Raw genomic sequence first — 26,417 nt, forward strand, 5'->3', positions numbered from 1 at the left:
GTGCTGCTGCCCTATCACTTCAGGTCTTCGGCTACTTCAGGAAGTCCGGGACATCCAGCTCCTCGGCCGTGCTGTCCGTGTACGGACGGGCCGGGGGGACCTGCGGAGCGACCGGGGGCGGTGCCGGGGCCTCGCTGACCGGCGCCGGCTCGACCGGGGCCGGCTCCTCGTCCCGCACCGGGACGGCGCCGAGGCCGCCGAAGGCCGGGCGGGGCTCCGGGGGCGCCGGACGGCTCGCCGGGGCGGCCGGCTCCTCGCGCTTGCCGGAGGAGGACGAGCTGATGACGTTCTCGCGGCGGGCCGGCGGCTGACCGCCGTCGAAGCCCGCGGCGATGACGGTCACGCGGACCTCGTCGCCCAGCGCGTCGTCGATGACCGCGCCGAAGATGATGTTGGCCTCCGGATGGGCCGCCTCGCTGACCAGCTGGGCCGCCTCGTTGATCTCGAAGAGACCGAGGTCGGAGCCGCCGGAGATGGAGAGCAGGACCCCGCGGGCGCCGTCGATGGACGCCTCCAGCAGGGGCGAGGAGATGGCCATTTCGGCGGCCGCCACCGCACGGTCGTCGCCGCGCGCGGAGCCGATGCCCATGAGGGCCGAGCCGGCCTCGGACATCACGGACTTCACGTCGGCGAAGTCGAGGTTGATCAGACCCGGGGTGGTGATCAGGTCGGTGATGCCCTGGACACCGGAGAGCAGCACCTGGTCGGCGGACTTGAACGCGTCAAGAACGCTCACCTGGCGGTCCGAGATGGACAGCAGCCGGTCGTTGGGGATCACGATGAGGGTGTCGACCTCTTCGCGCAGCTGCGCGATGCCGTCCTCGGCCTGGTTGGCGCGGCGGCGGCCCTCGAAGGTGAACGGCCGGGTGACCACACCGATCGTCAGGGCGCCCAGCGAGCGCGCGATGTTGGCGACCACGGGCGCGCCGCCCGTGCCGGTGCCGCCGCCCTCACCCGCGGTCACGAAGACCATGTCGGCCCCCTTGAGGACCTCCTCGATCTCCTCGCGGTGGTCTTCGGCCGCCTTGCGACCCACGTCCGGGTTTGCGCCGGCGCCGAGGCCACGCGTCATCTCACGGCCGACGTCGAGCTTGACGTCGGCGTCGCTCATCAGCAACGCCTGCGCATCGGTGTTGATCGCGATGAACTCGACGCCCTTGAGCCCGACCTCGATCATCCGGTTGATGGCGTTCACGCCACCGCCGCCGATGCCGACGACCTTGATGACTGCGAGGTAGTTCTGCGGTGCTGCCACGTCGAAGGCCTCTCGCCTCGAGTTACGTGTCGGTGCCTCACATGTGCTGTGGACAACGACTGATGCCGATGGGACGGTCCGTATTGCCGACCCGAACCCTAACGTTGAAGTTTAGGGTTACCAGTGCCTGTGTTCCCTGGGTTCTTTGGAACGAGACACTAAGTCGACAAGCGGCGCACGTTCAACGAACACGCCGAACCTCCCGTTTTTCTTTTCACCCTATGTGATCACCCGTAGTGGTAGCCATCCAGGGTGCTGGCCTGCGCGTACGTACGTCAACTCCCGGACGCGGCAGGCGCACTGGGGACGCTCACGTCGAAGTGGTGCGCATCACGCGCCGCTTTCAGCAGCGCGCGGAGTACCTTGGCCTTTTCCGTGCCGTGTTCCTCGCTGCCCCACTCGACCCGGCGTCCGCCGGTCAGCTCCAGGGTGATGGAGTCGTACGAACGTACCCGGATCACGCGCACGTCCTTGCCGACCGTATCGGGAAGCGCGGTGGCGACCTTCACCGCCGCGCGGTTCAGAGCAGGGATACCGAAACGGCGCAGGCTCGGCGAATCGGCCGCGTCCATTTCCAGCCGGGGTACATCGCGCGGCGCGATACCGACGGTGGCGAAGGGTACGCCCCGGTCGTCCACTTCACGGAACTTTCCGGCCTTTTGGACGACCAGGACGGGCTGCCGCTCCGTCACGTTCAGGGAGATGGTGTCCGGCCACGAGCGCTCGACTTCGACCGACTTGATGCGGCGGAGCCGGTCGGCCAGCCGGGCGGCGATACCGTCGGTGTCCACGGAGGCGAGCGGGTCGCCCAGCGGTACGCCCGCCGCGGCCTCGACCTCACGCACCGTCAGGACATCGGTACCGCGCACCGTCACGCGCTCCGCGCGCAGCCAGTCCGAGCCGTACAGCACCCAGGTACCGAAGCCGACCAGCAGCGCTATGAGGACGGTGGCCGCGATGAGCGTGCGGCGCCGCGGCCGGCCGGGGCGGCGCTCCCCGGCCCACGGCAGCCGCAGCCGCCGCAGCACGGAGCCACGCCGCTCCTCCGGCCCCTCGGGGTCGGGCGGGCCGGCCGGCACTCGATGCTGCTCGCCGGGGCGCACAGTGCTCGGTCCGGCCACGGTTTCTCCCCTTCCCCCCGACCGAGTCAGCCCCGGCGGGAGGCGATTGCTTCGTACACCATGCCGACGAGCAGTTCGTCGGCGTCTCTGCGGCCGAACTCGGCGGCCGCGCGGGACATCTCGTACAGCCGGTGCGGGTCCGAGAGGACCGGCAGGACGTTGCCCTGCACCCACTCGGGGGACAGCTGCGCGTCGTCGACCAGCAGGCCGCCGCCGGCGTTGACCACCGGCTGGGCGTTCAGCCGCTGCTCGCCGTTGCCGATGGGCAGCGGGACGTACGCGGCGGGCAGCCCGACGGCGGACAGCTCCGCGACGGTCATCGCGCCCGCGCGGCAGAGCATCATGTCGGCCGCGGCGTACGCGAGGTCCATCCGGTCCACGTACGGTACCGGGACGTACGGCGGCATCCCGGGCATGTTGTCGACCTGCGGCAGTTCGTTCTTCGGGCCGACCGCGTGCAGCACCTGGATGCCGGCGCGCTGGAAGCTCGGCACCGCGGCCTGGATGACCTCGTTCAGCCGGCGCGCGCCCTGCGAGCCGCCGGAGACCAGCAGCGTCGGCAGGTTCGGGTCCAGGCCGAAGGCGGCGCGCGCCTCGGCGCGTACCGCCGCCCGGTCCAGGGTCGCGATCGTGCGGCGCAGCGGGATGCCGACGTAACGGGCGTCGCGCAGCTTGCTGTCGGGGGTGCTGACGGCGACGAACTTGGCGTACCGCGAGCCGATCTTGTTGGCCAGACCCGGCCGGGCGTTGGCCTCGTGCACCACGATCGGCACGCCGAGCCGCTTGGCGGCCAGATAGCCGGGCAGCGCCACGTAACCGCCGAAGCCGACGACGCAGTCCGCCTTCGTGCGCTCCAGGATCTGCTCGGCCGCCTTGATCGTGCCGCGCAGCCGCCCGGGGACGGTGATCAGCTCGGGGGTGGGCTTGCGCGGCAGCGGAACGGCCGGGATCAGCCCCAGTTCGTAACCGCGCTCCGGTACCAGCCGGGTCTCCAGTCCGCGCTCCGTGCCCAGTGCCGTGATCCCCACGGTCGGGTCCTGCCTGCGCAGGGCGTCCGCGAGGGCGAGCGCGGGCTCGATGTGGCCGGCGGTCCCCCCACCGGCGAGTACGACATGCACCGAAATTCACCGCTCTCCGGACGGCAGCTTCTTGACGCGCCGTCTCATCGTCTTCCGTCTCACCCCAGCCGGCATTCTCGCGAATACCGGCTGCCGCATGGCCAGCGCCGCCCGCGCCGCGGGCTCGTCACGCGCGAAGGCGATCAGGAGTCCGACGGCGAACATCGTCGGCAGCAGGGCGGAGCCTCCGTAGGAGAACAGCGGGAGCGGGACACCGGCGATCGGCAGCAGGCCGAGCACCGCACCGATGTTGACCACGGCCTGGGCCGTGATCCAGGTGGTCACGCCACCCGCGGCGTACCGTACGAAGGGATCCTCCGTGCGTCCGGCCACGCGGATACCCGCATAGCCTAGAGCCGCGAACAGGGCGAGTACCGACAGCGTCCCCGCCAGTCCCAGTTCCTCCCCGGTGATGGCGAAGATGAAGTCGGTGTGCGGTTCAGGGAGTTCACCCCATTTTTCCATACTCGCGCCGAGACCGGATCCGAAGAATCCGCCGGACGCGAGCGCGTATATCCCGTGCACGGCCTGCCAGCACTGGTCGCCCGGTCCCGGGTCGGTCGCGCCGATGCACGCGAGCCGGGACATCCGGTTGGCGCTCGTCCTGATGAGCAGCGCGCCGATGACGCCGGCCGCGGCCAGCACCCCGACGAACAGCCGGGTGGGCGCCCCCGCGAGCCACAGCAGTCCGAAGAGGATGGCCGTGAGAATGATCGCGGTGCCCATGTCCCCGCCGAGCATGATGAGCCCGAGCAGCAGGAAGGCGGCCGGAATCAGCGGCACGAGCAGATGCTTCCACTGCGTCAGCAGCCGCCGCTCCTGTTTGCGCGCGAGCAGATCGGCGCCCCACAGGACCAGCGCCAGCTTGCCGAACTCGCTGGGCTGCAGCTGGAAGGGGCCGCCGAGCGAGATCCAGTTCTGGTTGCCGTTGACCGCGACGCCTATCCCGGGCACCTGGACCAGGCACATCAGGAAGACCGAGGCGGCGATCAGCGGGTACGCCAGCGCCCGGTGCGCCCGGACGGGCAGCTTGGTCGCCAGCACCATCAGCCCGCCGCCGAGCGCCGCCGCGAGCAGCTGCTTGCGGAAGAAGTACGTGGGGGCCAGCCCGGACTGCAGCGCCTTGATCTGCGAGGCGGAGTAGACCATGACCAGGCCCAGCACCATGATCAGCAGGCTGCCGCCGAGGACGATGTAGTACGCCGTCAGCGGCCGGTCCCAGGCCCGCTTGAGCCGGGTGTACAGGCTCCGGGGGCCGCCCGGGCCGGCGGGCCGCGGCATCCGGGGAAGCGGCGGCGTCCGCCGCGCCGGGCGCGGCGGTGCCTCCTTCGCCGGTCGGGCCGTCATCCTCGTCCCCTCCACAGATGCGCCGGCCGCACGTCCACGACGCGGGCGGGGACGTACGGGTTACTGGTCCTGCGCGGCCAGCTCGCGGACCGCGTCGGCGAAGGCGTCGCCCCGCTTGTTGTAGTTCAGGTACATGTCCATCGAGGCGCAGGCCGGTGCCAACAGGACCGTATCGCCCGGCCGGGCCAGCCGGGTGGCCTCCCGTACCGCCTCGGACATCGCCCCAGTGTCGGTCCGGTCGAGGTCGACGACGGGCACATCCGGGGCGTGTCGCGCGAGCGCTTCGGCGATCAGCGCACGGTCCCGGCCGATGAGGACGGCGCCGCGCAGCCGCGCCGCCGACTTCTGTACGAGCTCGTCGAAGGTGGCCCCCTTGGCGAGCCCGCCGGCGATCCACACGATGTGCTCGTAGGCGGCCAACGACGCTTCGGTGGCGTGGGTGTTGGTGGCCTTGGAGTCGTCGACGTAGGACACGTCCGCGATGTCCGCGACGTGCTGGATGCGGTGCGCGTCCGGGTGGAAGGCGCGCAGGCCGTCCCGTACGGAGGCGGGCTGCACGCCGAACGCGCGTGCGAGCGCCGCCGCCGCGAGCGCGTTGGCGATGTTGTGCGGGGCAGGCGGATTGACGTCGGAGACCTCGGCCAGCTCCTGGGCCTGCTTCTGCCGGTTCTCGACGAACGCGCGGTCGACGAGGATGCCCTCGACGACGCCCACCTGGCCGGGGCCCGGCGTCCCGAGGGTGAAGCCGATGGCCCGGCAGCCCTCCTCGACGTCCGCCTCGCGGACCAGGTCCTCGGTGGCCTTGTCGGCCACGTTGTAGACGCAGGCGACGGTGTTGCCCTCGTAGATCCGGCCCTTGTCGGCGGCGTACGCCTCCATGGAGCCGTGCCAGTCGAGGTGGTCGGGGGCGAGGTTCAGCACGGTCGCGGAGTGGGCGCGCAGCGAGGGCGCCCAGTGCAGCTGGTAGCTGGAGAGCTCGACGGCGAGCACGTCGTACTCACCGGAGAGCACCACGTCGATGATCGGCGTCCCGATGTTGCCGACGGCCGCGGTGCGCAGCCCCTCGGCGGCCAGGATCGACGCCAGCATCTGCGTGGTGGTCGTCTTGCCGTTCGTGCCGGTGATCGCGAGCCAGGGGGCCGCGCCGGGGCCGCGGAGCCGCCAGGCGACCTCCACGTCCCCGATGACGTCCACGCCCGCCTCGGCGGCGGCCGCGAAGAGCGGGCTGCTCGGCTTCCAGCCGGGCGAGGTGACGACCAGGTCAGTGCCCTCGGGCAGCGTCTCGCCGTCCCCGAGGCGTACCGCGATACCGGCGGCCTCCAGCTCGGCGGCCGTGGCCCGCTGCTTCTCGCCGTCCCCGCCGTCCACGACGGTGACGGTCGCGCCGAGCCCGGCCAGGGCGCGCGCTGCGCTGATGCCGCTCACGCCCAGACCGGCGACGGTGATCCGCTGTCCGGCGAAGTCCTGCCCGGTCACTTGGCCGCCTGCCAGCCGCCGTAGAAGATGCCGAGGCCGACGATCACGCACATGCCCTGGATGATCCAGAACCGGACCACGACAAGGACCTCGGACCACCCCTTCAGTTCGAAGTGGTGCTGGAGTGGCGCCATACGGAACACGCGCTTGCCGGTGAGCCGGAAGGAGCCGACCTGGATGACCACCGACATGGTGATCAGGACGAAGAGGCCGCCGAGGATGGCGAGCAGCAGCTCCGTACGGGAGCAGATCGCCAGGCCCGCGAGCGCTCCGCCGAGGGCGAGCGAGCCGGTGTCCCCCATGAAGATCTTGGCGGGCGAGGTGTTCCACCACAGGAAGCCGAAACAGGCACCCATCAGGGCGGAGGCCACGACCGCGAGGTCGAGCGGGTCACGCACTTCGTAGCAGCCGGGGCCCGCGGTGATCTGGTTGGCGCAGGACTCCTGGTACTGCCAGATGCCGATGAACGTGTACGCGCCGAAGACCATCACCGAGGCGCCGGTGGCCAGGCCGTCCAGGCCGTCGGTGAGGTTCACGCCGTTGGACATCGCCAGGATCATGAACAGCGCCCAGATCACGAAGATCACGGGGCCGATCTGCCAGCCGAAGTCCTGGGTGAAGGAGAGCCGGTCCGAGGCCGGCGTCTGCCCCCGCAGGTCGGCGAACTGCAGGGACAGCACGGCGAAGGCGATGCCGACGATCAGCTGACCCGCCATCTTGGCCTTGGCCCGCAGACCCAGCGACCGCTGCTTGACGATCTTGATGTAGTCGTCGAGGAAGCCCACCAGGCCCATGCCGGCCATCAGGAACAGCACCAGCACACCGGAGAAGGTGGGGTCGCTGCTCGTGATCACCTTGGTCAGCGCGTACGCGATGATCGTGGCCAGGATGAACGCGATGCCGCCCATGGTGGGCGTACCGCGCTTGCTGTGGTGGTCCCGCGGTCCGTCGTCGCGGATGAACTGCCCGTAGCCCTTTTTGGCCAGCAGCTTGATCAGCAGCGGCGTGCCGATCAAGGTCAGGAAGAGCCCGATCATTCCGGAGAAGAGGATCTGCTTCATCGTGTTCATCGGGTGGCGGCCCCGCCCTGCGCACCGTTGCCTGCCGCATCGTCCAGCAATGCGGCCGCGACCCGCTCCAGCCCCTCCGACCTGGACGCCTTCACCAGCACCACGTCTCCCGGCTGCAGCTCACTGCGCAGCAGGTCGACCGCCGCCCGTGCGTCGGACACGTGCACCGACTCCTCACCCCACGAACCCTCGTTATAAGCGCCCATTTGCAGCCAGGCGGCTTCCCGCCCCCCTACTGCCACGAGCTTGCTGACGTTGAGCCGGACGGCGAGCCGCCCGACCGCGTCGTGCTCGGCGAGCGCGTCCTCGCCGAGCTCGGCCATCCGACCGAGCACCGCCCACGTACGCCGCCCCTTGCCCATCGACACGAGTGCGCGCAGCGCAGCCCGCATGGACTCGGGGTTCGCGTTGTAGGCGTCGTTGACGACCGTCACGCCGTCCGCGCGCTCGGTGACCTCCATACGCCAGCGGGAGAGCGTGCCTGCCTCGGAGAGCGCGGACGCGATCTCGTCTGCGGGCATGCCCGACTCATGGGCGACGGCGGCCGCGGCGAGCGCGTTCGACACGTGGTGCTCACCGTACAGCCGCAGGATCACGGCGCTGCACCCGGAGGGTGTGTGAAGCGTGAAGGCGGGGCGACCGTCGTCGGTGAGCCGGACATCCTCGGCACGGATGTCGGCTTCGGGGGACTCGCCGAAGAAGACCGTACGGGCCTTGGTACGCGACGCCATGGCCCGTACGTACGAGTCGTCGGCGTTGAGGATCGCGATGCCGCCCTCGCTCGCGTCGGGCAGCGACTCGACCAGCTCGCCCTTGGCCTCGGCGATCTTCTCGCGGCCGCCGAACTCGCCGATGTGCGCGCTGCCGACGTTCAGGACGAGCCCGATGCGGGGCGGGGTCAGTTCGGTGAGGTAGCGGATGTGGCCGACGCCGCGCGCGCCCATCTCCAGGACGAGGTGGCGGGTGCCGGACTCGGCCCGCAGCGCGGTCAGCGGCAGGCCGATCTCGTTGTTGAGGCTGCCCTCGGTCCACACCGTCGGGGCGCTGCGCTGCAGCAGCTGCGCGATGAGGTCCTTGGTGCTGGTCTTGCCCGCGGAGCCGGTGAGGGCGACGACGCCCACGCCGAGCCGCCGGACGACCTCGCGGGCCAGCGCGCCCAGCGCGGCCACGACATCGTCGACCACGATCGCGGGCACGCCGACGGGACGCGTGGCCAGTACGGCCGCCGCGCCGGACTCCACTGCCTGGACCGCGTAGTCGTGTCCGTCGACCCGCTCACCGGCGAACGCGGCGAACAGCGCGCCGTCGGTCACGGCCCGCGAGTCGATCACGACAGGACCGGTCACCAGGACCGAGCCGTCCGGTATGTCGTGCGGCCGCCCGCCGACGATGCCGGCGATCTCGGCGAGGGACAGGGAGATCACAGGTCACCTCCGGCCGGGGGCTGGAGATGCCGAGATGGGGGTTGTGCGCGCATGGCGGTGTGTCATCCCTGGTGATCGTGCTGCTGCTGCAACTTCAGTGAGCTCTCGATGGCCTCGCGCAGCACCTGGCGGTCGTCGAAGGGGCGAACCACTCCGGCGATGTCCTGGCCCTGCTCATGGCCCTTGCCGGCGACGATGACAGTGTCGCCGGGCTCCGCGCGGGCGACCGCGGCGGCGATGGCGGCGGCCCGGTCCTCCTCGACCAGTACCGTGCCGCGCTCGTGCGACGGCACGTCGGCGGCGCCCGCGAGCATGGTGGCGAGGATCGCGAGCGGATCCTCGGAACGGGGGTTGTCGCTGGTCAGGACCGCGGTGTCGGAGAGCCGCGCGATCGCGGCACCCATCGGCATGCGCTTGCTGCGGTCCCGGTCGCCGCCGCAGCCCAGTACGGCATGGATCTTGCCCTCGGTGACCTTGCGCAGCGCGCGCAGGACCGATTCGACAGCGTCCGTCTTGTGCGCGTAGTCGACCACCGCGAGGTAGTCCTGGCCCGCGTCCACCCGCTCCAGGCGGCCCGGGACGCCGGGCACGGCGGCCACGCCGTCGGCGGCGGTCTGCGGGTCGACGCCGGCCACCACGAGGGCCGTGATGGCGGCGAGCGCGTTGGCGACGTTGAAGGGGCCGGCGATCGGCGACGCGGCGCGTACGGTCACGCCGTCCGGGCCGTGCACGGTGAACGTCGAGCCCAGCGTGCCGACCTCGACGTCGGCGGCGCGCCAGTGCGCGTCCGGGTGGCCCTCGGCGGAGAACGAGGTGACCGGCACCTCGGACTCGCCCTCGATGAGCCGGCGGCCGTACTCGTCGTCGAAGTTCACCACGCCGGCCCGGGAGCGGGCCTTGGTGAACAGCTGCGCCTTGGCCTGGAAGTAGTCCTCCATGCCCGTGTGGAACTCCATGTGTTCCGGGCTGAGGTTGTTGAAGACCGCCACGTCGAACACGCAGCCGTCGACCCGGCCGAGTACGAGCGCGTGGCTGGAGACCTCCATGGCGACCGACCGGACGCCGCGCTCGCGCATCACCGCGAAGAGCGCCTGCAGGTCGGTGGCTTCGGGCGTGGTCCGCTCGGACTTCAGCCGCTCGTCGCCGATCCGGGACTCGACGGTACCGATCAGGCCGGTCAGTCCCCCGCCGGCCTTCTCGGCGGCGGCCCGCAGGCCCCCGTCGATCAGGTACGCGGTCGTCGTCTTGCCCGACGTGCCCGTGATGCCGATCTGCAGCAGCTCAGCGCCCGGGTCGCCGTAGATCGACACCGCCAGCGCGCCCATCCGGGCCCGCGGGTTGTCGACCGTGAGGACCGGCAGGCCCGTCGCGGCGGCCCGTTCGGTGCCGCCGGGGTCGGTCAGGATCGCGGCGGCGCCCAGCTCGACGGCCTGCGCGGCGAAGTCGGCGCCGTGGAAGCGGGCGCCGGGCAGCGCGGCGTAGATGTCACCGGGGCGTACCGCGCGGGAGTCGTGCGTGATGCCGGTGACCGCGGCCTCCGCCGTCGGCACGGCCGTGCCCAGCTGGTGTGCCAGCTCCGCGAGCGGGATGGCACGTACGTGCTCGGGGCGGGGCGGGCCGGGGTGTTTGCCGGGGCCGTCCTGCTGGGCATTGGGGGACTGATCAGCATGTGACACGGCGGTGAGCGTACCGGGCCCATGGGCCTCGGGGCGAAGCGAGGGACGCGGCGGTGGGCGGTTCCCCGCGTCGGAAGTGATGGTCATCACGAATCACCTCATTCACCCGGCTTGAAGCTGACCGGGAGTCGTGGTGCCTCGGCACCGGTGGGCGGCACCTGGAGCGACTTCAGTGCGAACTGCATGACCTGCTTGTAGATCGGCCCGCAGACCTGGCCGCCGAAGTAGCTTCCGCTGGTCGGATTCTGTACGGCGCAGTAGACGGTGATGCGGGGCTTGTCGGCGGGCGCGAAGCCCGCGAAGGAGGCCGTGTAGCCGTGGTACCGCCCGGTCTTCGGATCCACCCGGTTGGAGGTGCCGGTCTTGCCGCCGACCCGGTAGCCGGGGATCTTCGCGGCGGTGCCGGTGCCCTCCTGGTCGTCGACCACGGATTCGAGCATCCGGGCCAGCGTCTTCGCGGTCTTCGGGCTCACCACACGGGTCTTGTCGGGCTTGGGCGCGGCGACGTACCGGCCGTCGGGGCCCTTGGTGCCGCGGACGAGCGTGGGCGCGATCCGCTCCCCGCCGTTGGCGATCGTGGAGTACACGGACGCCGCCTGCACGGCGTTGAGCGAGAGGCCCTGCCCGAAGGGGATCGTGTACTGCTGCGAGGTGCTCCAGTCCTGCGGCTTGGCCAGAATGCCGGGGGTCTCGCCCGGGAAGCCCAGCCCGGTCGGCTGCCCGATGCCGAACTTGCGCAGGTAGGAGTACAGCACCTGGTTCGCCTCGCGCTGGGTCTTGCCCAGCTGTTCGACCGACAGGATGGTGCCGATGTTGCTGGACTTGGCGAGCACGCCGTTCAGCGTCAGGTGCCAGGTGGGGTGGTCGATGTCGTCGGCGAAGAGCCGGTCGCCGCGGTGCAGCCGGTTCGGGACGGTGACGTGCGTGGACGGCGTCGCGGCGCCCTCCTCCAGCACGGCCGCCAGCGACATCAGCTTGCTGGTCGAACCTGGCTCGAAAGCGTCGCTCAGCGCGGCGTTGCCGAGCGCGTCGGCGTCGGAGCGGGTGATGTCGTTCGGGTCGAAGGCAGGGGCGTTGGCCAGCGCCAGGATCTCGCCGGTCCGCGTGTCCTGGACGACGACGTAGCCGCGGTCCGCCTTGGACTTCTCGACCTGCTTGGTGATGGCCTCCTGGGCCGCCCACTGGATGTCCCGGTCGAGGGTCAGCTCGACGTCCGTACCGGGCACCGCGGGGTGCTCCTGGGTGTCGGCCGTGGGCACCCGACGGCCCCCGGACTGGGCGTAGACGAGCTTGCCGGGCTTGCCCGCGAGCTTCTTGTCCAGGCTCGCTTCGAGGCCGCCCGCGCCCTTCCCCTCGGAGTTCATGAACCCGAGCACCCCGGAGGCCAGCTCCTTGTTCGGGTACACCCGCTTGCTGTGCTCGTCCGCGAAGATGCCGAGCAGGACGTTGGGCCGCGGGTCGCTCTTGGGCGCGGCCTGCGCCTTGGTGTCCAGCGCGCTCCGCAGATCCTTGATCTGCTTCCAGACCTGGGGGCTCCGGCGGCGCGAGAGCAGGACGTAGCGGGAGTCGGACTTGGAGAGCTTTTCGGCCAGTTCCTTCTGGTCCTCGCCGAGGATCGGCGCGAGCAGCGCGGCCGCCTTCTCGGGCGCGTCATCGATCTTGATCTTGTCGGGCGCCAGCAGGCTCGGGTCGGCGGTGATGTCGTACGCGTCCACGGTGGTGGCCAGGTCCACGCCGTCCCGGTCGGTGATCGCGCCGCGCTCGGCGGCGAGCGTGACCGGCACGTACCGGTTGACGTTGGCCTTGGCCGCGTACGCGTCCGCGTTCACCGCCTGCACCTGGAACAGCCGTACCGCGAAGACCAGCATGACCAGCGTCAGCGCGACGGCCACGAGACGGAGCCGCGGGCGGGGATTGCCGAGGCGGAGGGGGGCGGGCGTGGGGGTACGCGGGCGGGGCGGCCGGGGCGGGCGCTTCGAGGCGGCGGGGCGCTTCTGGGCGGCGGACGGTCGCTTGGGGGCTGCGGCCGGGCGCTTCGGAGCGGCGGCCGGGCGCTTGTCTGCGGCGGCCGGGCGCTGGGGGGAGGAACGATTCGCGGAGGGGGCGCGCTTCGGGTCCCGGCGGGCGTCCGCGGGCCGCTCGGCTTTCGCCGGCCGCTCGGCTTTCGCCGGCCGCTCGGTGGCGGACGGGCGCTGCGGGCGGGCCTCTCCCCGGGGCGACGCGCCGCCCTGAGAGGGGCGCGGCACGCGGCGCCCCGGAGTGCCCGGGCGGGCGGGACCGCGCCGGGCCCTCGGGTCGCGTCGGTTCTCGGGGTCCCTGGGGTCCCTCGGTTCGCTCACTGCTCCCCCTCCGTCTCCGTCCGGTCTGCGGGCGATGCGTCCGCGAGCGCGGCGTCGTGCGTCACGAGGTCACCCGCCGACGGCCGTCGGGGAGGGCTTCGGAGAAGCGGTGGCGTGTGGGCTGCCGGACGGGCTTCCGGACGGCGTGCGCGTCCCGGAGAGGGCCGGCGGGCGGCTCTGCGGTGCCCGCATCACCGCGGGCTGTCCCGTGGCCTCGCTGGGCGCGCCGCGCACCGTGCCGTCCGGGCCCAGGAAGGCCGGGTTGCCGCCGGGCACCATGCCGAGGCCGCGGGCCCGCTTCTCCAGGGAGCCGGGTGCCGAGTAGCCGTCCACCTCCTGCTGGAGCGCCTGCTGTTCGTCCGTCAGTTCCGTGGTCTGCTTCTCCAGCCTGCTCAGCTCGAAGGAGCCCTGGTTGAGCGCGGAGTTCAGCAGCAGCAGCGTGATCAGACCGGATCCGAGCAGCACCACGACGAGCAGCACGAAGGGCGTGCGCGCCGCCGTGCTCGTACCGGAGGGCACCAGCGCGGCCAGCCGCCCGCCCCCCGTACCGCGAAGCCGCCCGGAACCCGTCACGCGTTGTCCTCCCGGATGCGTTCGGCGCCGCGCAGCCGAGCGGGCGCCGCCCTGCGGTTCTCCGCGATCTCCTCTTCCGTGGGCAGCTCGGCGCCACGGGTGAGCAGCTTCAGCCGCGGCTGGTACTGCTCCGGTACGACCGGCAGCCCGGGCGGCGCCGTGTTGGCGGCGCCCGCCGCGAACACCTGCTTGACCAGCCGGTCTTCGAGCGAGTGGTACGAGAGGACGGCGATCCGGCCGCCGACGGCGAGCGCCTGCACCGCGTTCGGTACGGCGCGTTCGAGCACCGACAGCTCGCCGTTGACCTCGATGCGCAGCGCCTGGAACGTGCGCTTCGCGGGATTGCCGCCCGTGCGCTTGGCGGCCTGCGGCAGCGCGTCCCGGATCAGCTCGACCAGCCGCGCGCTGTTCGTGAACGGCTCCTTCTCGCGCTCCCGGACGATCGCCGAGACGATCCGCTTGGCCTGCTTCTCCTCGCCGTAGGCCCGCAGGATCCGTACGAGCTCGCCCGGCGCGTAGCTGTTGAGGACCTCGGCCGCGCTCATCCCGGTCGTCTGGTCCATCCGCATGTCCAGCGGGGCGTCCTGGGCGTACGCGAAGCCGCGGTCGGCCTCGTCCAGCTGCATCGAGGAGACGCCCAGGTCGAACAGCACCCCCTGGACGCGCGGCACGTTCAGCCGCTCCAGGACGTCGGGCAGCTCGTCGTACACGGCGTGCACGAGGGTCGCGCGGTCCCCGTAGGGCGCCAGCCGCTCCCCCGCGAGCTTCAAGGCGGACGGGTCGCGGTCCAGGCCGATCAGGCGCGCGGCGGGGAATGTCGACAGCAGCGCCTCGCTGTGTCCCCCCAGACCGAGCGTGCAGTCGACGACGACCGCACCGGGCTCGGCGAGCGCCGGGGCGAGCATGTCCAGACAGCGCTGGAGCATGACGGGGACGTGGCGGGTATTACTGCTGCTCATGCGCCTTCCGATGAGGAGGGCGGCGGATACCGCCCCCTCGGGGAAGGTACCCACCTGCCGTTGGCCGACGGAGGCCGCACGTACTGTTTGGTCCCCGCCCGCTCTGAAGGGGAAGCGGCCGTCCGCCGACGGGGAAGTGACGTCGGATGGCCGGTGGAGCGGGAGGAGACCGAACCGCACGTGCGGTTCCCCGCGCGCGGGATTCGGGATCCAAGGAGAGTCTCACGCCTCCCACTTCGCGTCACTTTAGTCCACTCATCCCTTCGGTCAACCAACTGGTGGCGCGCGTCCTGAAGCGGCCGTCGGAGGTCTACGGAGGGCCGCCGTCCGGGGGTTGTGGATCACGGTTCTCACTCGTACGGGGGAACGCACCCCTTCCCTGTGGGTTACCTCACAGGAACGGGGCGTTGATCCGCTATGCCCGTCCTCACAAGCGGTGCTCCGGCGCCACAGCGGCTACTTTTATGGCTATGTCGATATCCGCTTCGCAGGCACCGTCCCCGTCCGACGACAACGCCGCCGCTTCGGGCGGTTCCGTCATCGACCACATCGTCGAGGCCAATGCCCGGTACGCCAACGAGTTCAAGGACCCGGGCCTGAGCGCCCGCCCTGCCCAGAAGGTCACCGTGGTGACCTGCATGGACGCCCGGCTCAACCTCCCCGAGGCACTGGGCCTGGAGGTCGGCGACCTGCACACCCTCCGCAACGCGGGCGGTGTGATCACCGATGACATCATCCGTTCCCTGACCATCAGCCAGCGCGCGCTGGGCACCCGTTCCGTGGTGGTCATCCACCACACGGGCTGCGGCATGCAGACCCTGACCGAGGACTTCCGCCAGGAGCTCGCCGACGAGGTCGGGCAGCGCCCGGCCTGGGCGGTGGAGTCCTTCAAGGACGTGGACGTCGACGTACGCCAGTCGGTGCAGCGCCTCCGTACGTCACCGTTCCTGCTCCACACGGACGACATCCGCGGCTTCGTCTTCGATGTGACGACGGGTCTGCTGCGCGAGGTCGACCCGCAGAACTGAGGCGGAGGCCCGCTGCCACCTCCACCGTTCGCCGGCACGTCGACGACGTGCCGGCGACTGTTCTTTCCGGCCGCCGCCCCTCCCGGTGACCGGTGCGCACCCTTCCGAGTTATCCACAGCCCATGACGCGAAGCCGCGCGGGCGGCAAGAATGCGTACGTGACGTTGTTTCCGGCCCCGCCGGGGACGGCGCGCCATCGGGGTGGGCCGGACCGGAAAAGCGGTTTCGGCCCAGTAATGGGGAACCCCCGCTTTTCGTGAGCGCGGGGCAGGGCCGAGGAGGGCCGGGTGACGACCTATGACGAGCGAGCGAGCCTCAGCGATCTGACCACCACAGCCGAGCGCGTCCGCCGGTCGGTGGAGGGCGTGATCGAGGGCAAGCCCGAGGTCGTACGCCTGGCGCTGACCGTGCTGCTCGCCGAGGGCCACCTCCTCATCGAGGACGTGCCGGGCGTCGGCAAGACCATGCTCGCCAAGGCGCTCGCCCGGTCCGTCGACTGCTCGGTGCGGCGCATCCAGTTCACCCCCGACCTGCTGCCCTCGGACATCACCGGCGTGAGCGTCTTCGACCAGCGGCAGCGCGACTTCGAGTTCAAGCCGGGCGCGATCTTCGCCCAGATCGTCATCGGCGACGAGATCAACCGCGCCTCCCCCAAGACCCAGTCCGCGCTCCTGGAGTCCATGGAGGAGCGCCAGGTCACCATGGACGGCCAGACCTATGCGCTGCCGAGCCCGTTCATGGTGGTCGCCACCCAGAATCCGCTGGAGATGGAGGGCACGTATCCCCTCCCCGAGGCCCAGCGCGACCGCTTCATGGCGCGCGTCTCGATCGGCTATCCGAGCGCCGAGGCCGAGCTGCAGATGCTGGACGTGCACGGCGGCACGTCGCCGCTGGACGACATCCAGCCGGTCGCGCACGCCCACGAGATCGTGAAGCTGGTCGAGGCGGTGCGCACGGTCCATGTCGCCGATCCAGTGCGCAGATACGCCGTCGAGCTGGTCGCCGCCACGCGCAACCATCCTGACCTGCGGCTCGGCGCCTCCCCGCGCGCGACGCTCCATCTGCTGCGGGCCGCCAAGGCCGCGGCAGCCCTGGCCGGCCGGGAGTACGTCCTCCCGGACGACCTCCAGTCGCTGGCCGGCGCGGTCCTCGCGCACCGCCTGCTGCCCACCGCCCAGGCCCAGCTGAACCGCCGCTCGGCCGAGCAGGTGGTCCTGGAGATCCTGCACCACACCCCGGTCCCCGATCCCTCGGCACAGTGGCCGCCGGCCTCCCGGAGCTACTGATGCGCGGCGGCGGGGGCGCCGAGGCACCGGAGGCGGCCGGCCGGGAGTTCAGCGCGCCCGGGGCGCCGAGGAGCGGCGGTTTTCCGGCTGCGGGGCTGCCGGAGGCCGGCGGGCTGCGGGCCGCGCTCGGCGGGCTGACGACGCGCGGGCGATCCTTCCTGGCCGCCGGCATCGCCGCCGCGGTGTGCTCGTACGTCCTGGGCCAGGCCGACCTGCTCCGGGTCGGGCTGCTGCTGGCCTCGCTCCCTCTCGTGTGCGTGGCCGTGCTGTACCGCACCCGCTATCGGGTCGCGGGCAGCCGCAGCCTCTCCCCCGCGCGGGTGTCCGCCGCCGCCGAGACCCGGGTCCGGCTGCGCATCGAGAACATCTCGCGGCTGCCCACCGGCGTACTGATGCTCCAGGACCGCGTGCCGTACGTCCTCGGGCCGCGGCCGCGCTTCGTCCTGGACCGGGTCGAGGCGGGCGGCCGCCGCGACGTGTCCTACCGGGTCCGCTCGGACCTGCGCGGCCGTTACCCCCTCGGGCCGCTGCAGCTGCGCCTGTCCGACCCGTTCGGCATGTGCGAGCTGACCCGCTCCTTCAGCACGCACGACACCCTGACGGTGGTCCCCCGGGTCGAGCCGCTGCCCCCGGTCCGGCTGGCCGGTGAGGCGGCGGGGTACGGCGACGGGCGCCACCGGGCCCTCGCGCTGGCCGGCGACGACGACGTGCTCCCGCGCGGATACCGCCACGGCGACGACCTGCGCCGGGTGCACTGGCGCTCCACCGCGCGCTACGGCGAGCTGATGGTCCGCCGCGAGGAGCAGCCCCAGCAGGCCCGCTGCACGATCCTGCTGGACACGCGGAGCGCGGCGCACCAGGGCTCCGGACCCGACTCCCCGTTCGAGTGGGCGGTCGCCGGTGCCGCGTCCGTCGCGCTGCATCTTCTGGAGCGCGGCTTCTCGGTACGCCTGCTGACCGACACCGGCAGCTCCGTGCCGGGCCCGGACGGCGCCGGCGGCTTCTCCGGCGGCGGCGCCTCGGCGGACGCGGCGGGCCTGCTCCTGGACACCCTCGCCGTCGTCGACCACTCCGAGGAGCCCGGCCTGTCCCAGGCGCACGACGTGCTGCGCGGGGGCAACGAAGGCCTGTTGATCGCGTTCTTCGGCGAGCTGGACGAGGAGCAGGCCGCGCTGGCGGCCCGGATGCGCCACCGCAGCGGCTCCGCCGTGGCCTTCGTCCTGGACGGCGACGCCTGGAGCGGTACGGCCGCGCCTGCGCAGTCCGGGACCGCGCCCGCCCCGCTCCCCCTGGCCGACCGCCTGCGACTGCTCGACGACGCCGGCTGGACGGCCCTCGCGGTCCGCCCGCAGGACACCCTGCCCGCCATGTGGCGGCTCGCCGACACCGCGCGCACCCGGCGGACGGCCGCGCGCGGCGGAGTGCCGCCCGGCGGCACCGCCTCCGGGCGAGCGGGGGCGGAGCGATGAGCGGCCGGGCGCGGCTCGCGGTGTGCGCGCTGGTGGCGACGCTGGGCGCCGCCTGCGCGCTGCTGCCGCTGGTGGAGCCGATCGGCTGGATGTTCCAGGCGGCGCTCCTGCTCGGGCTGGTGACCACGGTCGGCGCGCTGGCCCGCCGGGTCCCGCTGGCCCGCCCCCTGACGGTCGCCGCGCAGGCCCTGACCGGGCTCGTGCTGCTCACGCTGATGTTCGCCCGCGGTCAGGCCGTCGCCGGACTGCTGCCGGGCCCCGACGCCTTCCGGGAGTTCGGCCAGCTCCTCCAGGAGGGCGCCGACGACGTCGGCCGGTACGCGATACCGGCCCCGGTCACGACCGGCATCCGGCTGCTGCTGGTCGGCGGCGTGCTGCTGATCGGCCTCATCGTGGACGCGCTCGCGGTGACGTACCGCAGCGCGGCCCCCGCCGGCCTGCCGCTGCTCGCGCTGTACTCGGTCGCCGCCGGGCTCTCCAAGGGCGGCGCGGGCTGGCTGTGGTTCCTGGTCGCCGCGGCCGGCTATCTGTTACTGCTGCTCGCCGAGGGCCGGGACCGGCTGTCCCAATGGGGCCGGGTGTTCGGCGGCGGCCCGACGACGGAGGGCCGCCCGTACGCCTCCGGGAGCGCCGGATTCGCCGCTGCCGGCGGGCCCGCGCCGGCCCCGGTGCGCACGGGCCGCCGGATCGGCGCGCTCGCCCTGGGCATCGCCCTGGTCGTCCCGGCCGCGCTGCCCACGCTCGGCGGCGGGCTGCTGGACATGAGCGGCCGCGGCCGCGCCGGGGCCGACGGCGGCACGATCTCCGCGGTGAACCCTCTGGTGTCCCTGCAGAACAGCCTCAATCAGCCCGAGGACCAGGAGGTGCTGAACTACCGCACGACCACCCCCGACACCCGCGACCTGTATCTGCGGATCGTCGCGCTCGACCAGTTCGACGGGGCGGCCTGGAAGCCGTCGCAGCGCACGGTCGTGGACGTACCGGACCGGCTGCCCGATCCGCCGGGCCTCGCGCCCGACGTGGACACCACCGCGGTGAACACCTCCGTCTCCACCGCGAAGTGGTATGCGCAGAACTGGCTCCCGATGCCCTATCCCGCGTCCCGGGTCGGCATCCCGGGCCGCTGGCGCTTCGAGCCCGAGGGCCGCACCCTGGTCGGCGACCGGGGACAGAACACCCGCGGGGTGCGTTACGAGGTCGAGAGCCTGATCGTGCGCCCGACGGCCCGGCAGCTCGCCGAGGCACCGCCCCCGCGCCGCGCCCTGCGGCGCGAGTACACCCGGGTGCCGGACTCGCTGCCCCCGGTGGTCCAGCGGACGGCACAGCAGGTGACGCGGGGCGCCCGCTCGGCGTACGCCAAGGCGGTCCGGCTCCAGGACTGGTTCGCGCTGAACGGCGGCTTCACGTACAACACCGAGGTCCGGGCGGGCAGCGGCACGCAGGCCATCGCGCGCTTCCTGGAGCAGAAGGAGGGCTTCTGCGTCCATTTCTCCTTCTCGATGGCGGCGATGGCCCGCACGCTCGGCATACCGGCCCGGGTGGCGGTCGGCTTCACGCCGGGCGGCAAGCGCGCCGACGGCTCGTACTCGGTCGGTCTGAAGGACGCGCACGCCTGGCCCGAGCTGTACTTCGAAGGCGTCGGCTGGACGCGCTTCGAGCCGACGCCGAGCCGGGGCAGCGTGCCGGACTACACGATCTCCACGGACGCGCCGGACGAGGACGACCCCGGCCGGGCCGAGCCGCTGCCCGGCCGCACCGCGGCGCCGCGGCCCGAGCCGTCGGCGGACGGCGGGAGCTGTCCGCCGGACCAGCGGCGGGTCGCCGAGTGCGGGGCGCTGCCCCCGCAGTCCGGCGGCGGCCCGGCCGACGACGGACCGACGCCGGGGACGGTCGCGGCCGGTGTGCTCGCCGCCCTGCTGGTCCTGCTGCTGCCGGCGGTCCCGCTGCTCTGGCGGATACGGGCCCGCGCCCGCCGCCTCGGCGCCGCCCGGGGCTTCGGCGCGGGCCGGGGCTCCGGCGCCGCCCGGGGCCTCGGCGCGGGCCCGGGCCGGGCGGGGCGCGCCCGGAGTCGGGGCCCGGCGGCCGGCGCCCTCGGTCCCTGGCGGGAGCTGGTGGATTCGGGCTGGGACTACGGCATCGTGCCGGACGACGCGCTGACCCCGCGCAAGGCGGCCGCGCGGATCGTACGGATCGGCGAGCTGACGGGCCCGGCCGCGGAGGCTGCCCACCGGGTGGCCGGATCGGTGGAGCAGGCGCTCTACGCACCGCATCCGCAGGCCACGCCCGGCCTGGCCGACGATGTGCAGCGGGTGCGCGCCGGGCTGCGCGACGCGGCCTCCTGGCGGCAGCGGCTGCGCGCCGTACTGGCCCCGCGCTCCGCCGTCCGCCTGCTGTGGACCGTCTCGGCCCGCGCCTCGGCCGCCCTGGACCGGCTCCGCACGGCGATACCGGGCCGGTCGCCGGCCCGCTGAGGGTGCCCCGACATGAGTGAGTGGTGTGGGCCGGCCCCGGAAAACCGGGTCCGGCCCACACCACTCTCAAATCTCAGAATCCTCGGGCAGCTCTCAGCGGCCTCGGGCAGCTCTCAGACGCCTCAGGCTGATCTGAGAAGCCTCGGACGTCGAAAGGGTCCGGGGGACGTGGGGGGCGGGGCGCTCGGGGCGCTCAGTGCCCCTGTTCGTCCCTGCGACGCTGCCAGCGCTCTTCGATGCGCTCCATCATCGAGCGCCGCTGCCGGGACGTACGGCGTGACTGTCCGCCTCCGCCGCCTCGGGCGTCCCCCGCACCGGCCTGCTGCTCGCCGGGTTTGGGCGCCTTGCGCCAGCTGGTGACGGCCAGGACCGCGCAGCCGAGCATCACGAGGAAGCCCACCACGCTGATCCAGATCTGCTGCGCGACCATTCCGGCCATGAGGAGCGCGATACCTACCAGGAAGCCCGCGACCGCTTGGTAGACCCGTCGCCGGGTGTACGTACGCAGCCCGCTTCCCTCAAGCGCTGTCGCGAACTTGGGATCTTCGGCGTACAGCGCTCGCTCCATTTGCTCGAGCATGCGCTGCTCGTGCTCCGAGAGCGGCACGGAGTCCTCCTACTCGTCGGTCGCGGGGGGCGACCGGGTGCGACCCTTTCAGGATAGGCAGGGAATCGCCCCCGTGAAACCCGCCCCTCTACGCCAATTCACTGTCCGCGCCACCATGGTGGCCGATGGTGATGCACCCTGCATTCCCCATCCGACCTCCCGCCATGCCGGACGTGGTACCTCCGATCATACGGGGCGAAGCGGCTGATCGGGGGCCCTGTGGCCGACTGCACCCGGCAGCCGGGCGTTCGCCTCGCGGCGCGCGCCCGACTGATGTAGGGGCCACGGCCCGTCAGCCGCGCTCGGCGAGGACGTGCAGCTGGGTGGCGACGGAGTGGAAAGCGGGGAGCTCGGCGGCCGCGGCCTCCAGCTTCAGCAGCGCGTCCATGGCACCGGGCTCGGTGTCGACGAGCACGCCGGGGACCAGGTCGGCGAAGACCCGCACGCCGTGCACCGCGCCGACCGCGAGGCCGGTACGGGTCACCAGCTCGGTGAGCTGCTCGGCGGTGAAGCGGCGGGGCACCGGGTCGCCGTCGCCCCAGCGGCCCGCGGGGTCGCTCAGGGCGCGCTGCGCCTCGGTGAAGTGGCCGGCCAGGGCGCGCGCCAGCACGGCGCCGCCCAGGCCCGCGGCGAGCAGGCTCAGCGTGCCGGCGGGGCGCAGCGCCTCCACGGCGTTGCGGACGCCCTCGGCCGGGTCGTCGACGTACTCCAGGACGCCGTGACAGAGGACCGCGTCGTAGCCGCTGCGCTCGACGACCTCGAAGAGGCCGTGCGCGTCGCCCTGGACGGCGCGCACCCGGTCGGCCACGCCCTCCTCGGCCGCCCGGCGCTCCAGGGCGAACAGCGCGTTGGGGCTGGGGTCGACCACGGTGACGCGGTGGCCGAGCCGGGCGACGGGCACGGCGAAGTTGCCGGTGCCGCCGCCGGTGTCCAGGACGTCCAGGGCGTCGCGCCCGGCGGCCTTGGCCCGGCGCTCCAGGGCGTCCTTCAGGACCTCCCAGACCACGGCGGTACGAAGGGATGCGCGCGGGCGCAGCGGGTCAGACACGGCGGGTGGCTCCTCGCGGGGGCATGTACTGAACAGTCGCCTCCCACCCTATGGGGTCGCGCGCCCTCCGCCACGCCCGAGCACCACCGAGCCGTGGCCCGGGGGCGGATCCGGGCCTTTCCCGGACGGCCCGGACGGATTGCGGCCGCCCGTACTGGGGCGCGCTCCCCCGCTATTTCCATTAAGGCCGGGCGGGGAAGGAAAGGCGGACGCGGGCGGGAACTCCGCGCAATGCGGGGAACGCGGAAGCGCGGGGAATGCGCCCCTGCATTTCCGGCGACCGCCCGTCCGGGAACGGCGCGCTTCCCGGCTCACCTCCTTCCGACCCTGCCCCCCTTCCAGTCCGCCCGCTTTCGGACACCCCGTTTTCAGCCATGCCGCCTCCGGCCACGCGCCCCGCCCGTCACCCCGCGCGCGTCCGGGGCGGCGGGAGCAGCGGTTGCAGGGCCAGCAGGCGTTCGACGAGGCGGAGGAAGTGGGCGGCGGCGCGCAGGAGGTCATCGGCCTCCCGCGGGCCGGCCGCCCCGGGTATGCCCGCTTCGGCGCGGGCCCGGCGCTCGGCACCGGCGGCGAACAGGGCGCTCCACTCCGATAATTCGGGCGCGACCTCGGGCAGCACCTCCCAGGCGCTGCGGATGCGCTGCCGGCGGCGGAGCGTCGGCTCGGGCCGGCCCCGTACCGCCAGCACCGCGGCGGCGGCGCGCAGGGCGGCGAGGTGAGCGGTCGCGAAGCGCTCGTTGGGGGCTTCCAGGGACGCCGCCTCTTCCAGGCCGCGCTGGGCCTTGGCCAGCAGGTCGAGGGCGGCGGGCGGGGCGGCCGTCCGGCGCAGGACGGGGTGGACATCGCTCGGGGGACCGTACGCAGCGGAACCTGCCCCACTGGGACGAGTTGCCATGACGAACCTCCTGTCGTCGCATAACGGCTCGGAACCGCACAACCCATCGTGAGGCACACCACTGACAATCGCCCTGACCTGCACTTTCTCCCTGTAGTCCAGATCACACCAGGCTTCCGCGCGGCCGACTTGCGCCCACCCGGGCACCGTGCGGCATACTTTTTGCACTGACTGGTCAGTTCAAGAGGGAGGGAACGTTGGACAGCACCCCGCACGGGGCGGCGGTCAAGGCCCAGGGCCTCGGAGTCAAGGGACCTCGCGGCTGGGCGTTCCAGGACGTCGACATCACGGCCGAGCCCGGCGCACTGATCGCGATCGAGGGGCCGTCCGGCTCGGGCCGCACATGTCTGCTGCTCGCGCTCACCGGACGCATGAGGACGGCCGCGGGCAAGGCCCGGGTGGGCGGCCTGTCGCTGCCCAAGAAGATGGCCGCCGTACGGGCGGTCACGGCGCTGGCCCACGTGCCCGGTGTCGCCGAGCTCGACCCGGCCTTCACGGTCGCCGAGCACCTGCACGAGCGCGCTCTGCTGCAGCGCCGCTTCGGCAGCCCGGTACGCGCCCTGCTGCGCCCGCGCCGCGAGCGCCGCACCGAGGCCCGAGCCAGAATCGACGCCGCACTGGAGGCCGCCGGGCTCGACCCGGAGACGCTGCCCAAGGGCGTACGGACATCCGTACGGGACCTGGAGCGGCTGGAGGCACTGCGGCTGTCCGTCGCGCTGGCACTCATCGGCGCGCCGCGGCTGCTGGCCGTCGACGACACCGACCTGAAGCTGTCGGACGAGGAGCGCGCGCAGGCGTGGGCGCTGCTGCGCGGGCTGGCCGCCGCCGGAACGACGGTACTGGCGGTGTGCAGCCAGGCCCCCGAGGACGCACTCGTGGTCTCCACGGCGCGGCGCCCGGAGAAGCCGCAGCCCGAGCCGGAGCAGCAGCCCGAGCCGAAGCAGCAGCCCGAGCCGGACTCACCGGCGGCGAAGCCGGAAGCGGGCAGCGAGAAGAACATCGACAACGAGGAGGGGGCGGCGGATGCGCTCGCCGAAGCTGGCCGCGCTTGAGCTGAAGCGGTTCGGCAGGGGGAAGCTGCCGCGCGCCGCGCTGGTGGCCCTCCTGCTGCTGCCGCTGCTCTACGGGGCGCTGTACCTGTGGTCCTTCTGGGACCCGTACTCGCGCCTGGACAAGATCCCGGTCGCGTTGGTCAATGCCGACCGGGGCGCCTCGGTGAAGGGCGAGCAGGTCAACGCCGGCGACGACCTCGTCGAAGGCCTCAAGGACAGCGACACGTTCGACTGGCACCCCGTGAGCGCCGCCGACGCGGCCAAGGGGGTCGAGTCGGGCACGTACTACCTCTCGCTGACCGTCCCCGACGACTTCAGCACGTCGATCGCGTCCAGCTCCGGCGACCACCCGGAGGCCGGCGAGCTGACGGTCCGTACGAACGACGCCAACAACTACATCGTCGGGCAGATCTCCAAGACGGTCTTCTCCGAAGTGCGCGCCGCGGCGTCCGCGAAGTCCTCGCGCGGCTTCCTGGACAAGATCTTCGTGTCGTTCTCCGATCTGCACGACGCCACCCAGAAGGCGGCCGACGGCGCGTCCGAACTGAAGGGCGGCATCGGGCAGGCCAAGAAGGGCACCGGTGACCTGAAGGACGGCCTGGACAGCGCCAAGAAGGGCAGCGGCGACCTGGCCGACGGGATCGACACCGCCAAGAAGGGCAGCCACGACCTGGCGAACGGCCTGAAGGACCTCGACTCCGGGGCGGGCAGGCTCGACACGGGGGCCGGCAAGGTCTCCACGGGCGCGGGCCAGGTGGCCGACGGCACCCAGAAGCTCGCCGACAAGGTGAACGCGGCCAACAAGGCCGTGGGCCCCTTCGTGCACGCGCACGGCAAGGAGATCGGCGACGCCGCGCGTCTGGTGGCCGACGGTTCGCAGGCCATCCGGGACAACCTCGACAAGCTCCCGAAGGCCGCCTCGGACGGCGCCACCACCTCCCGGGCGCTGGCCAACCAGGTCGCGGCCTTCTACAAGCTGCGCTGCGAGAACGCCCTGACCGACCGCGACCCGTCCTGCACCGAACTCAAGGACATGCGGGACAAGTCCGATGCGGCGGCCGACAAGGCCGAGGAGGTCAGCGGCCTGGTCCGGAACGAGAAGAACCTGGCGCAGCTGGGCAAGGACCTGGACCGGGTGCACCGGCTCGCGAGCGCGCTGGCCGAACACGGCCCCACGCTCGGCCAGGACCTGGACACCGCCGTCAAGCAGATCAACGACCTCAACAAGGGCGCGCACGCGGTGGCCAAGGGCGCCGACGAGCTGGCCACCGGAACGGGCGATCTGCACAAGGGAACCGGCACCGCCAAGAAGGGCGGCACCGACCTGGACAGCGGTCTGGGCAGGCTGCAGACGGGGGCCGGCGACCTGGACGAGGGCGTGGGCAAGCTGAAGAACGGCGCCGAGACCCTGAACGGCGGCATGTTCAAGCTGTCCGACGGCTCGGCGAAGCTAGCCGGCGGGCTGCACGACGGCGTCAAGCAGATCCCGGACTACGACAAGGACCAGCGGGACGCCCGTACGGGTGTGATGTCCGACCCGGTGCAGCTCGCCTCGGACTCGGCGCACAAGGCGCCCAACTACGGGACGGGCTTCGCCCCGTACTTCATCCCGCTGTCCCTGTGGGTCGGCGCGATGGTCGCCTATATGCTGATCCAGCCGCTGAACCGGAGGGCGCTGGCGGCCGGCGCGAGCGCCTTGCGGACCGCGGTGTCCGGCTGGCTCCCGGTGTTCGCCATCGGGGTGCTGCAGATCGCCGCCCTGATGTCCGTGCTCCACTTCGGGCTGGGCCTGGAGATGGCGAACGCGGCGGGCACGATCGGGTTCCTGGTACTGGCCACGGCCTGCTTCGCGGCCATCGTGCAGTGGCTGAACGCCCAATTCGGCGCTGCGGGCCGGATCCTGGTGCTGGCACTGCTGATGCTCCAGCTGACCTCGGCGGGCGGCACGTACCCGGTGCAGACCAGCCCCGGCTTCTTCAACGCGCTGCACCCGTACCTGCCGATGACGTACATCGTGGAGGGCCTGCGCCGCCTCATCACGGGCGGTGACCTGACACCGGTGTGGCAGGGCGGCCTCGTGCTGGCGGCCTTCACCGTGGGCGCGCTCGCGCTCACCACGTGGACCGCGCGCGGCCGTCAGGTCGTACGGATGAAGGACCTGCACCCGGAGCTCAGCTTGTGAGCAGGCATGCCGCAGGGGGCA

The 26,417-nt window shown here is 72.4% G+C and carries 20 protein-coding genes; 6 read left to right on the forward strand and 14 right to left on the reverse strand.

All coding sequences use genetic code 11. From position 1 onward, the window contains the following. Nucleotides 1–31: 31 nt before the first annotated feature. From ftsZ to rsmH, 11 genes are all read right to left on the reverse strand, one after another. Nucleotides 32–1,255, reverse strand: coding sequence for a cell division protein FtsZ (gene ftsZ, locus AB0I82_RS08340; protein ID WP_363256345.1), 1,224 nt, complete (start codon nt 1,253–1,255; stop codon nt 32–34). A gap of 275 nt (nt 1,256–1,530) precedes the next feature. Then, the gene (locus tag AB0I82_RS08345) at nt 1,531–2,376 is read right to left on the reverse strand and encodes an FtsQ-type POTRA domain-containing protein (RefSeq protein WP_363256346.1); all 846 of its coding nucleotides are present in this window, start codon (nt 2,374–2,376) and stop codon (nt 1,531–1,533) included. Between the two features lie 26 nt (nt 2,377–2,402). After that, nucleotides 2,403–3,494: an undecaprenyldiphospho-muramoylpentapeptide beta-N-acetylglucosaminyltransferase gene (gene murG / locus AB0I82_RS08350; protein ID WP_031056921.1), complete on the reverse strand. Its 1,092-nt coding sequence runs from the start codon at nt 3,492–3,494 to the stop codon at nt 2,403–2,405. Nucleotides 3,495–3,500: 6 nt separating this feature from the next. After that, nucleotides 3,501–4,841, reverse strand: a complete 1,341-nt coding sequence (gene ftsW / locus AB0I82_RS08355; RefSeq protein ID WP_363256347.1) for a putative lipid II flippase FtsW — start codon at nt 4,839–4,841, stop codon at nt 3,501–3,503. A gap of 60 nt (nt 4,842–4,901) precedes the next feature. Next, a complete protein-coding gene (murD, locus tag AB0I82_RS08360) occupies nt 4,902–6,317 on the reverse strand; it encodes a UDP-N-acetylmuramoyl-L-alanine--D-glutamate ligase (protein WP_363256348.1) in 1,416 nt (471 codons plus the stop codon). After that, complete coding sequence (gene mraY / locus AB0I82_RS08365; RefSeq protein ID WP_030256539.1) at nt 6,314–7,378, reverse strand: phospho-N-acetylmuramoyl-pentapeptide-transferase; 1,065 nt, start codon at nt 7,376–7,378, stop codon at nt 6,314–6,316. The genes murD and mraY overlap by 4 nt, the downstream gene beginning before the upstream one ends. A 5-nt stretch (nt 7,379–7,383) precedes the next feature. Then, nucleotides 7,384–8,811 (reverse strand): UDP-N-acetylmuramoyl-tripeptide--D-alanyl-D-alanine ligase, encoded by a 1,428-nt coding sequence (gene murF, locus AB0I82_RS08370; RefSeq protein ID WP_363256349.1) that lies wholly within the window; start codon nt 8,809–8,811, stop codon nt 7,384–7,386. Nucleotides 8,812–8,873: 62 nt separating this feature from the next. Beyond that, on the reverse strand, nt 8,874–10,574 hold the full coding sequence (locus AB0I82_RS08375; protein WP_363256350.1) for a UDP-N-acetylmuramoyl-L-alanyl-D-glutamate--2,6-diaminopimelate ligase: 1,701 nt from the start codon (nt 10,572–10,574) through the stop codon (nt 8,874–8,876). An 11-nt stretch (nt 10,575–10,585) separates the two neighbouring features. Then, on the reverse strand, nt 10,586–12,355 hold the full coding sequence (locus tag AB0I82_RS08380; protein ID WP_363256907.1) for a penicillin-binding protein 2: 1,770 nt from the start codon (nt 12,353–12,355) through the stop codon (nt 10,586–10,588). Between the two features lie 540 nt (nt 12,356–12,895). Continuing rightward, nucleotides 12,896–13,399: a hypothetical protein gene (locus tag AB0I82_RS08385; protein WP_363256351.1), complete on the reverse strand. Its 504-nt coding sequence runs from the start codon at nt 13,397–13,399 to the stop codon at nt 12,896–12,898. Further along, complete coding sequence (gene rsmH, locus AB0I82_RS08390) at nt 13,396–14,358, reverse strand: 16S rRNA (cytosine(1402)-N(4))-methyltransferase RsmH (RefSeq protein ID WP_363256352.1); 963 nt, start codon at nt 14,356–14,358, stop codon at nt 13,396–13,398. The genes AB0I82_RS08385 and rsmH overlap by 4 nt, the downstream gene beginning before the upstream one ends. A gap of 470 nt (nt 14,359–14,828) precedes the next feature. Here rsmH and AB0I82_RS08395 point away from each other — a divergent pair, with 470 nt between their 5' ends. The 4 genes from AB0I82_RS08395 (at nt 14,829) to AB0I82_RS08410 (ending at nt 20,612) form a co-directional block, all read left to right on the forward strand. After that, complete coding sequence (locus AB0I82_RS08395; protein ID WP_363256353.1) at nt 14,829–15,386, forward strand: carbonic anhydrase; 558 nt, start codon at nt 14,829–14,831, stop codon at nt 15,384–15,386. A gap of 287 nt (nt 15,387–15,673) precedes the next feature. Next, nucleotides 15,674–16,672, forward strand: coding sequence for a MoxR family ATPase (locus tag AB0I82_RS08400; RefSeq protein WP_363256354.1), 999 nt, complete (start codon nt 15,674–15,676; stop codon nt 16,670–16,672). Then, nucleotides 16,672–18,141 carry a DUF58 domain-containing protein gene (locus AB0I82_RS08405; protein WP_363256355.1) on the forward strand — a complete coding sequence of 490 codons (1,470 nt, stop codon included), beginning with the start codon at nt 16,672–16,674 and terminating at the stop codon, nt 18,139–18,141. The genes AB0I82_RS08400 and AB0I82_RS08405 overlap by 1 nt, the downstream gene beginning before the upstream one ends. Further along, nucleotides 18,138–20,612: a DUF3488 and transglutaminase-like domain-containing protein gene (locus tag AB0I82_RS08410; RefSeq protein ID WP_363256356.1), complete on the forward strand. Its 2,475-nt coding sequence runs from the start codon at nt 18,138–18,140 to the stop codon at nt 20,610–20,612. Before AB0I82_RS08405 ends, AB0I82_RS08410 begins: the two co-directional genes overlap by 4 nt. A gap of 193 nt (nt 20,613–20,805) precedes the next feature. On the opposite strand, the gene AB0I82_RS08415 is transcribed toward AB0I82_RS08410, so the two are convergent. The 3 genes from AB0I82_RS08415 to AB0I82_RS08425 all read right to left on the reverse strand — a co-directional run bounded on the left by AB0I82_RS08415 (nt 20,806) and on the right by AB0I82_RS08425 (nt 23,162). Continuing rightward, nucleotides 20,806–21,219, reverse strand: coding sequence for a DUF3040 domain-containing protein (locus tag AB0I82_RS08415; RefSeq protein ID WP_363256357.1), 414 nt, complete (start codon nt 21,217–21,219; stop codon nt 20,806–20,808). 292 nt (nt 21,220–21,511) lie between these two features. Continuing rightward, on the reverse strand, nt 21,512–22,267 hold the full coding sequence (locus tag AB0I82_RS08420) for a methyltransferase (protein WP_363256358.1): 756 nt from the start codon (nt 22,265–22,267) through the stop codon (nt 21,512–21,514). Between the two features lie 403 nt (nt 22,268–22,670). After that, nucleotides 22,671–23,162 carry an SAV_6107 family HEPN domain-containing protein gene (locus AB0I82_RS08425; RefSeq protein ID WP_363256359.1) on the reverse strand — a complete coding sequence of 164 codons (492 nt, stop codon included), beginning with the start codon at nt 23,160–23,162 and terminating at the stop codon, nt 22,671–22,673. Between the two features lie 197 nt (nt 23,163–23,359). Between AB0I82_RS08425 and AB0I82_RS08430 the strand changes: the two genes are divergently transcribed. Both AB0I82_RS08430 and AB0I82_RS08435 read left to right on the forward strand, forming a co-directional pair. Further along, the gene (locus AB0I82_RS08430; RefSeq protein WP_363256360.1) at nt 23,360–24,214 is read left to right on the forward strand and encodes an ATP-binding cassette domain-containing protein; all 855 of its coding nucleotides are present in this window, start codon (nt 23,360–23,362) and stop codon (nt 24,212–24,214) included. Beyond that, nucleotides 24,186–26,396: a YhgE/Pip domain-containing protein gene (locus tag AB0I82_RS08435; protein ID WP_363256361.1), complete on the forward strand. Its 2,211-nt coding sequence runs from the start codon at nt 24,186–24,188 to the stop codon at nt 26,394–26,396. The genes AB0I82_RS08430 and AB0I82_RS08435 overlap by 29 nt, the downstream gene beginning before the upstream one ends. The last annotated feature ends 21 nt before the right edge of the window (nt 26,397–26,417 follow it).

It is taken from the genome of Streptomyces sp. NPDC050315 (assembly GCF_040655775.1).
Lineage (GTDB): Bacteria > Actinomycetota > Actinomycetes > Streptomycetales > Streptomycetaceae > Streptomyces.

What these genes read in the sequence shown, in the direction of transcription:
- ftsW (WP_363256347.1), bottom strand. Translation starts at nt 4,841, where the DNA reads ATGACGGCCCGACCGGCGAAGGAGGCACCGCCGCGCCCGGCGCGGCGG.
- mraY (WP_030256539.1), bottom strand. Translation starts at nt 7,378, where the DNA reads ATGAAGCAGATCCTCTTCTCCGGAATGATCGGGCTCTTCCTGACCTTG.
- AB0I82_RS08375 (WP_363256350.1), bottom strand. Translation starts at nt 10,574, where the DNA reads ATGACCATCACTTCCGACGCGGGGAACCGCCCACCGCCGCGTCCCTCG.
- AB0I82_RS08380 (WP_363256907.1), bottom strand. Translation starts at nt 12,355, where the DNA reads ATGCTGGTCTTCGCGGTACGGCTGTTCCAGGTGCAGGCGGTGAACGCG.
- rsmH (WP_363256352.1), bottom strand. Translation starts at nt 14,358, where the DNA reads ATGAGCAGCAGTAATACCCGCCACGTCCCCGTCATGCTCCAGCGCTGT.
- AB0I82_RS08395 (WP_363256353.1), top strand. Translation starts at nt 14,829, where the DNA reads ATGTCGATATCCGCTTCGCAGGCACCGTCCCCGTCCGACGACAACGCC.
- AB0I82_RS08405 (WP_363256355.1), top strand. Translation starts at nt 16,672, where the DNA reads ATGCGCGGCGGCGGGGGCGCCGAGGCACCGGAGGCGGCCGGCCGGGAG.
- AB0I82_RS08410 (WP_363256356.1), top strand. Translation starts at nt 18,138, where the DNA reads ATGAGCGGCCGGGCGCGGCTCGCGGTGTGCGCGCTGGTGGCGACGCTG.
- AB0I82_RS08425 (WP_363256359.1), bottom strand. Translation starts at nt 23,162, where the DNA reads ATGGCAACTCGTCCCAGTGGGGCAGGTTCCGCTGCGTACGGTCCCCCG.
- AB0I82_RS08435 (WP_363256361.1), top strand. Translation starts at nt 24,186, where the DNA reads ATGCGCTCGCCGAAGCTGGCCGCGCTTGAGCTGAAGCGGTTCGGCAGG.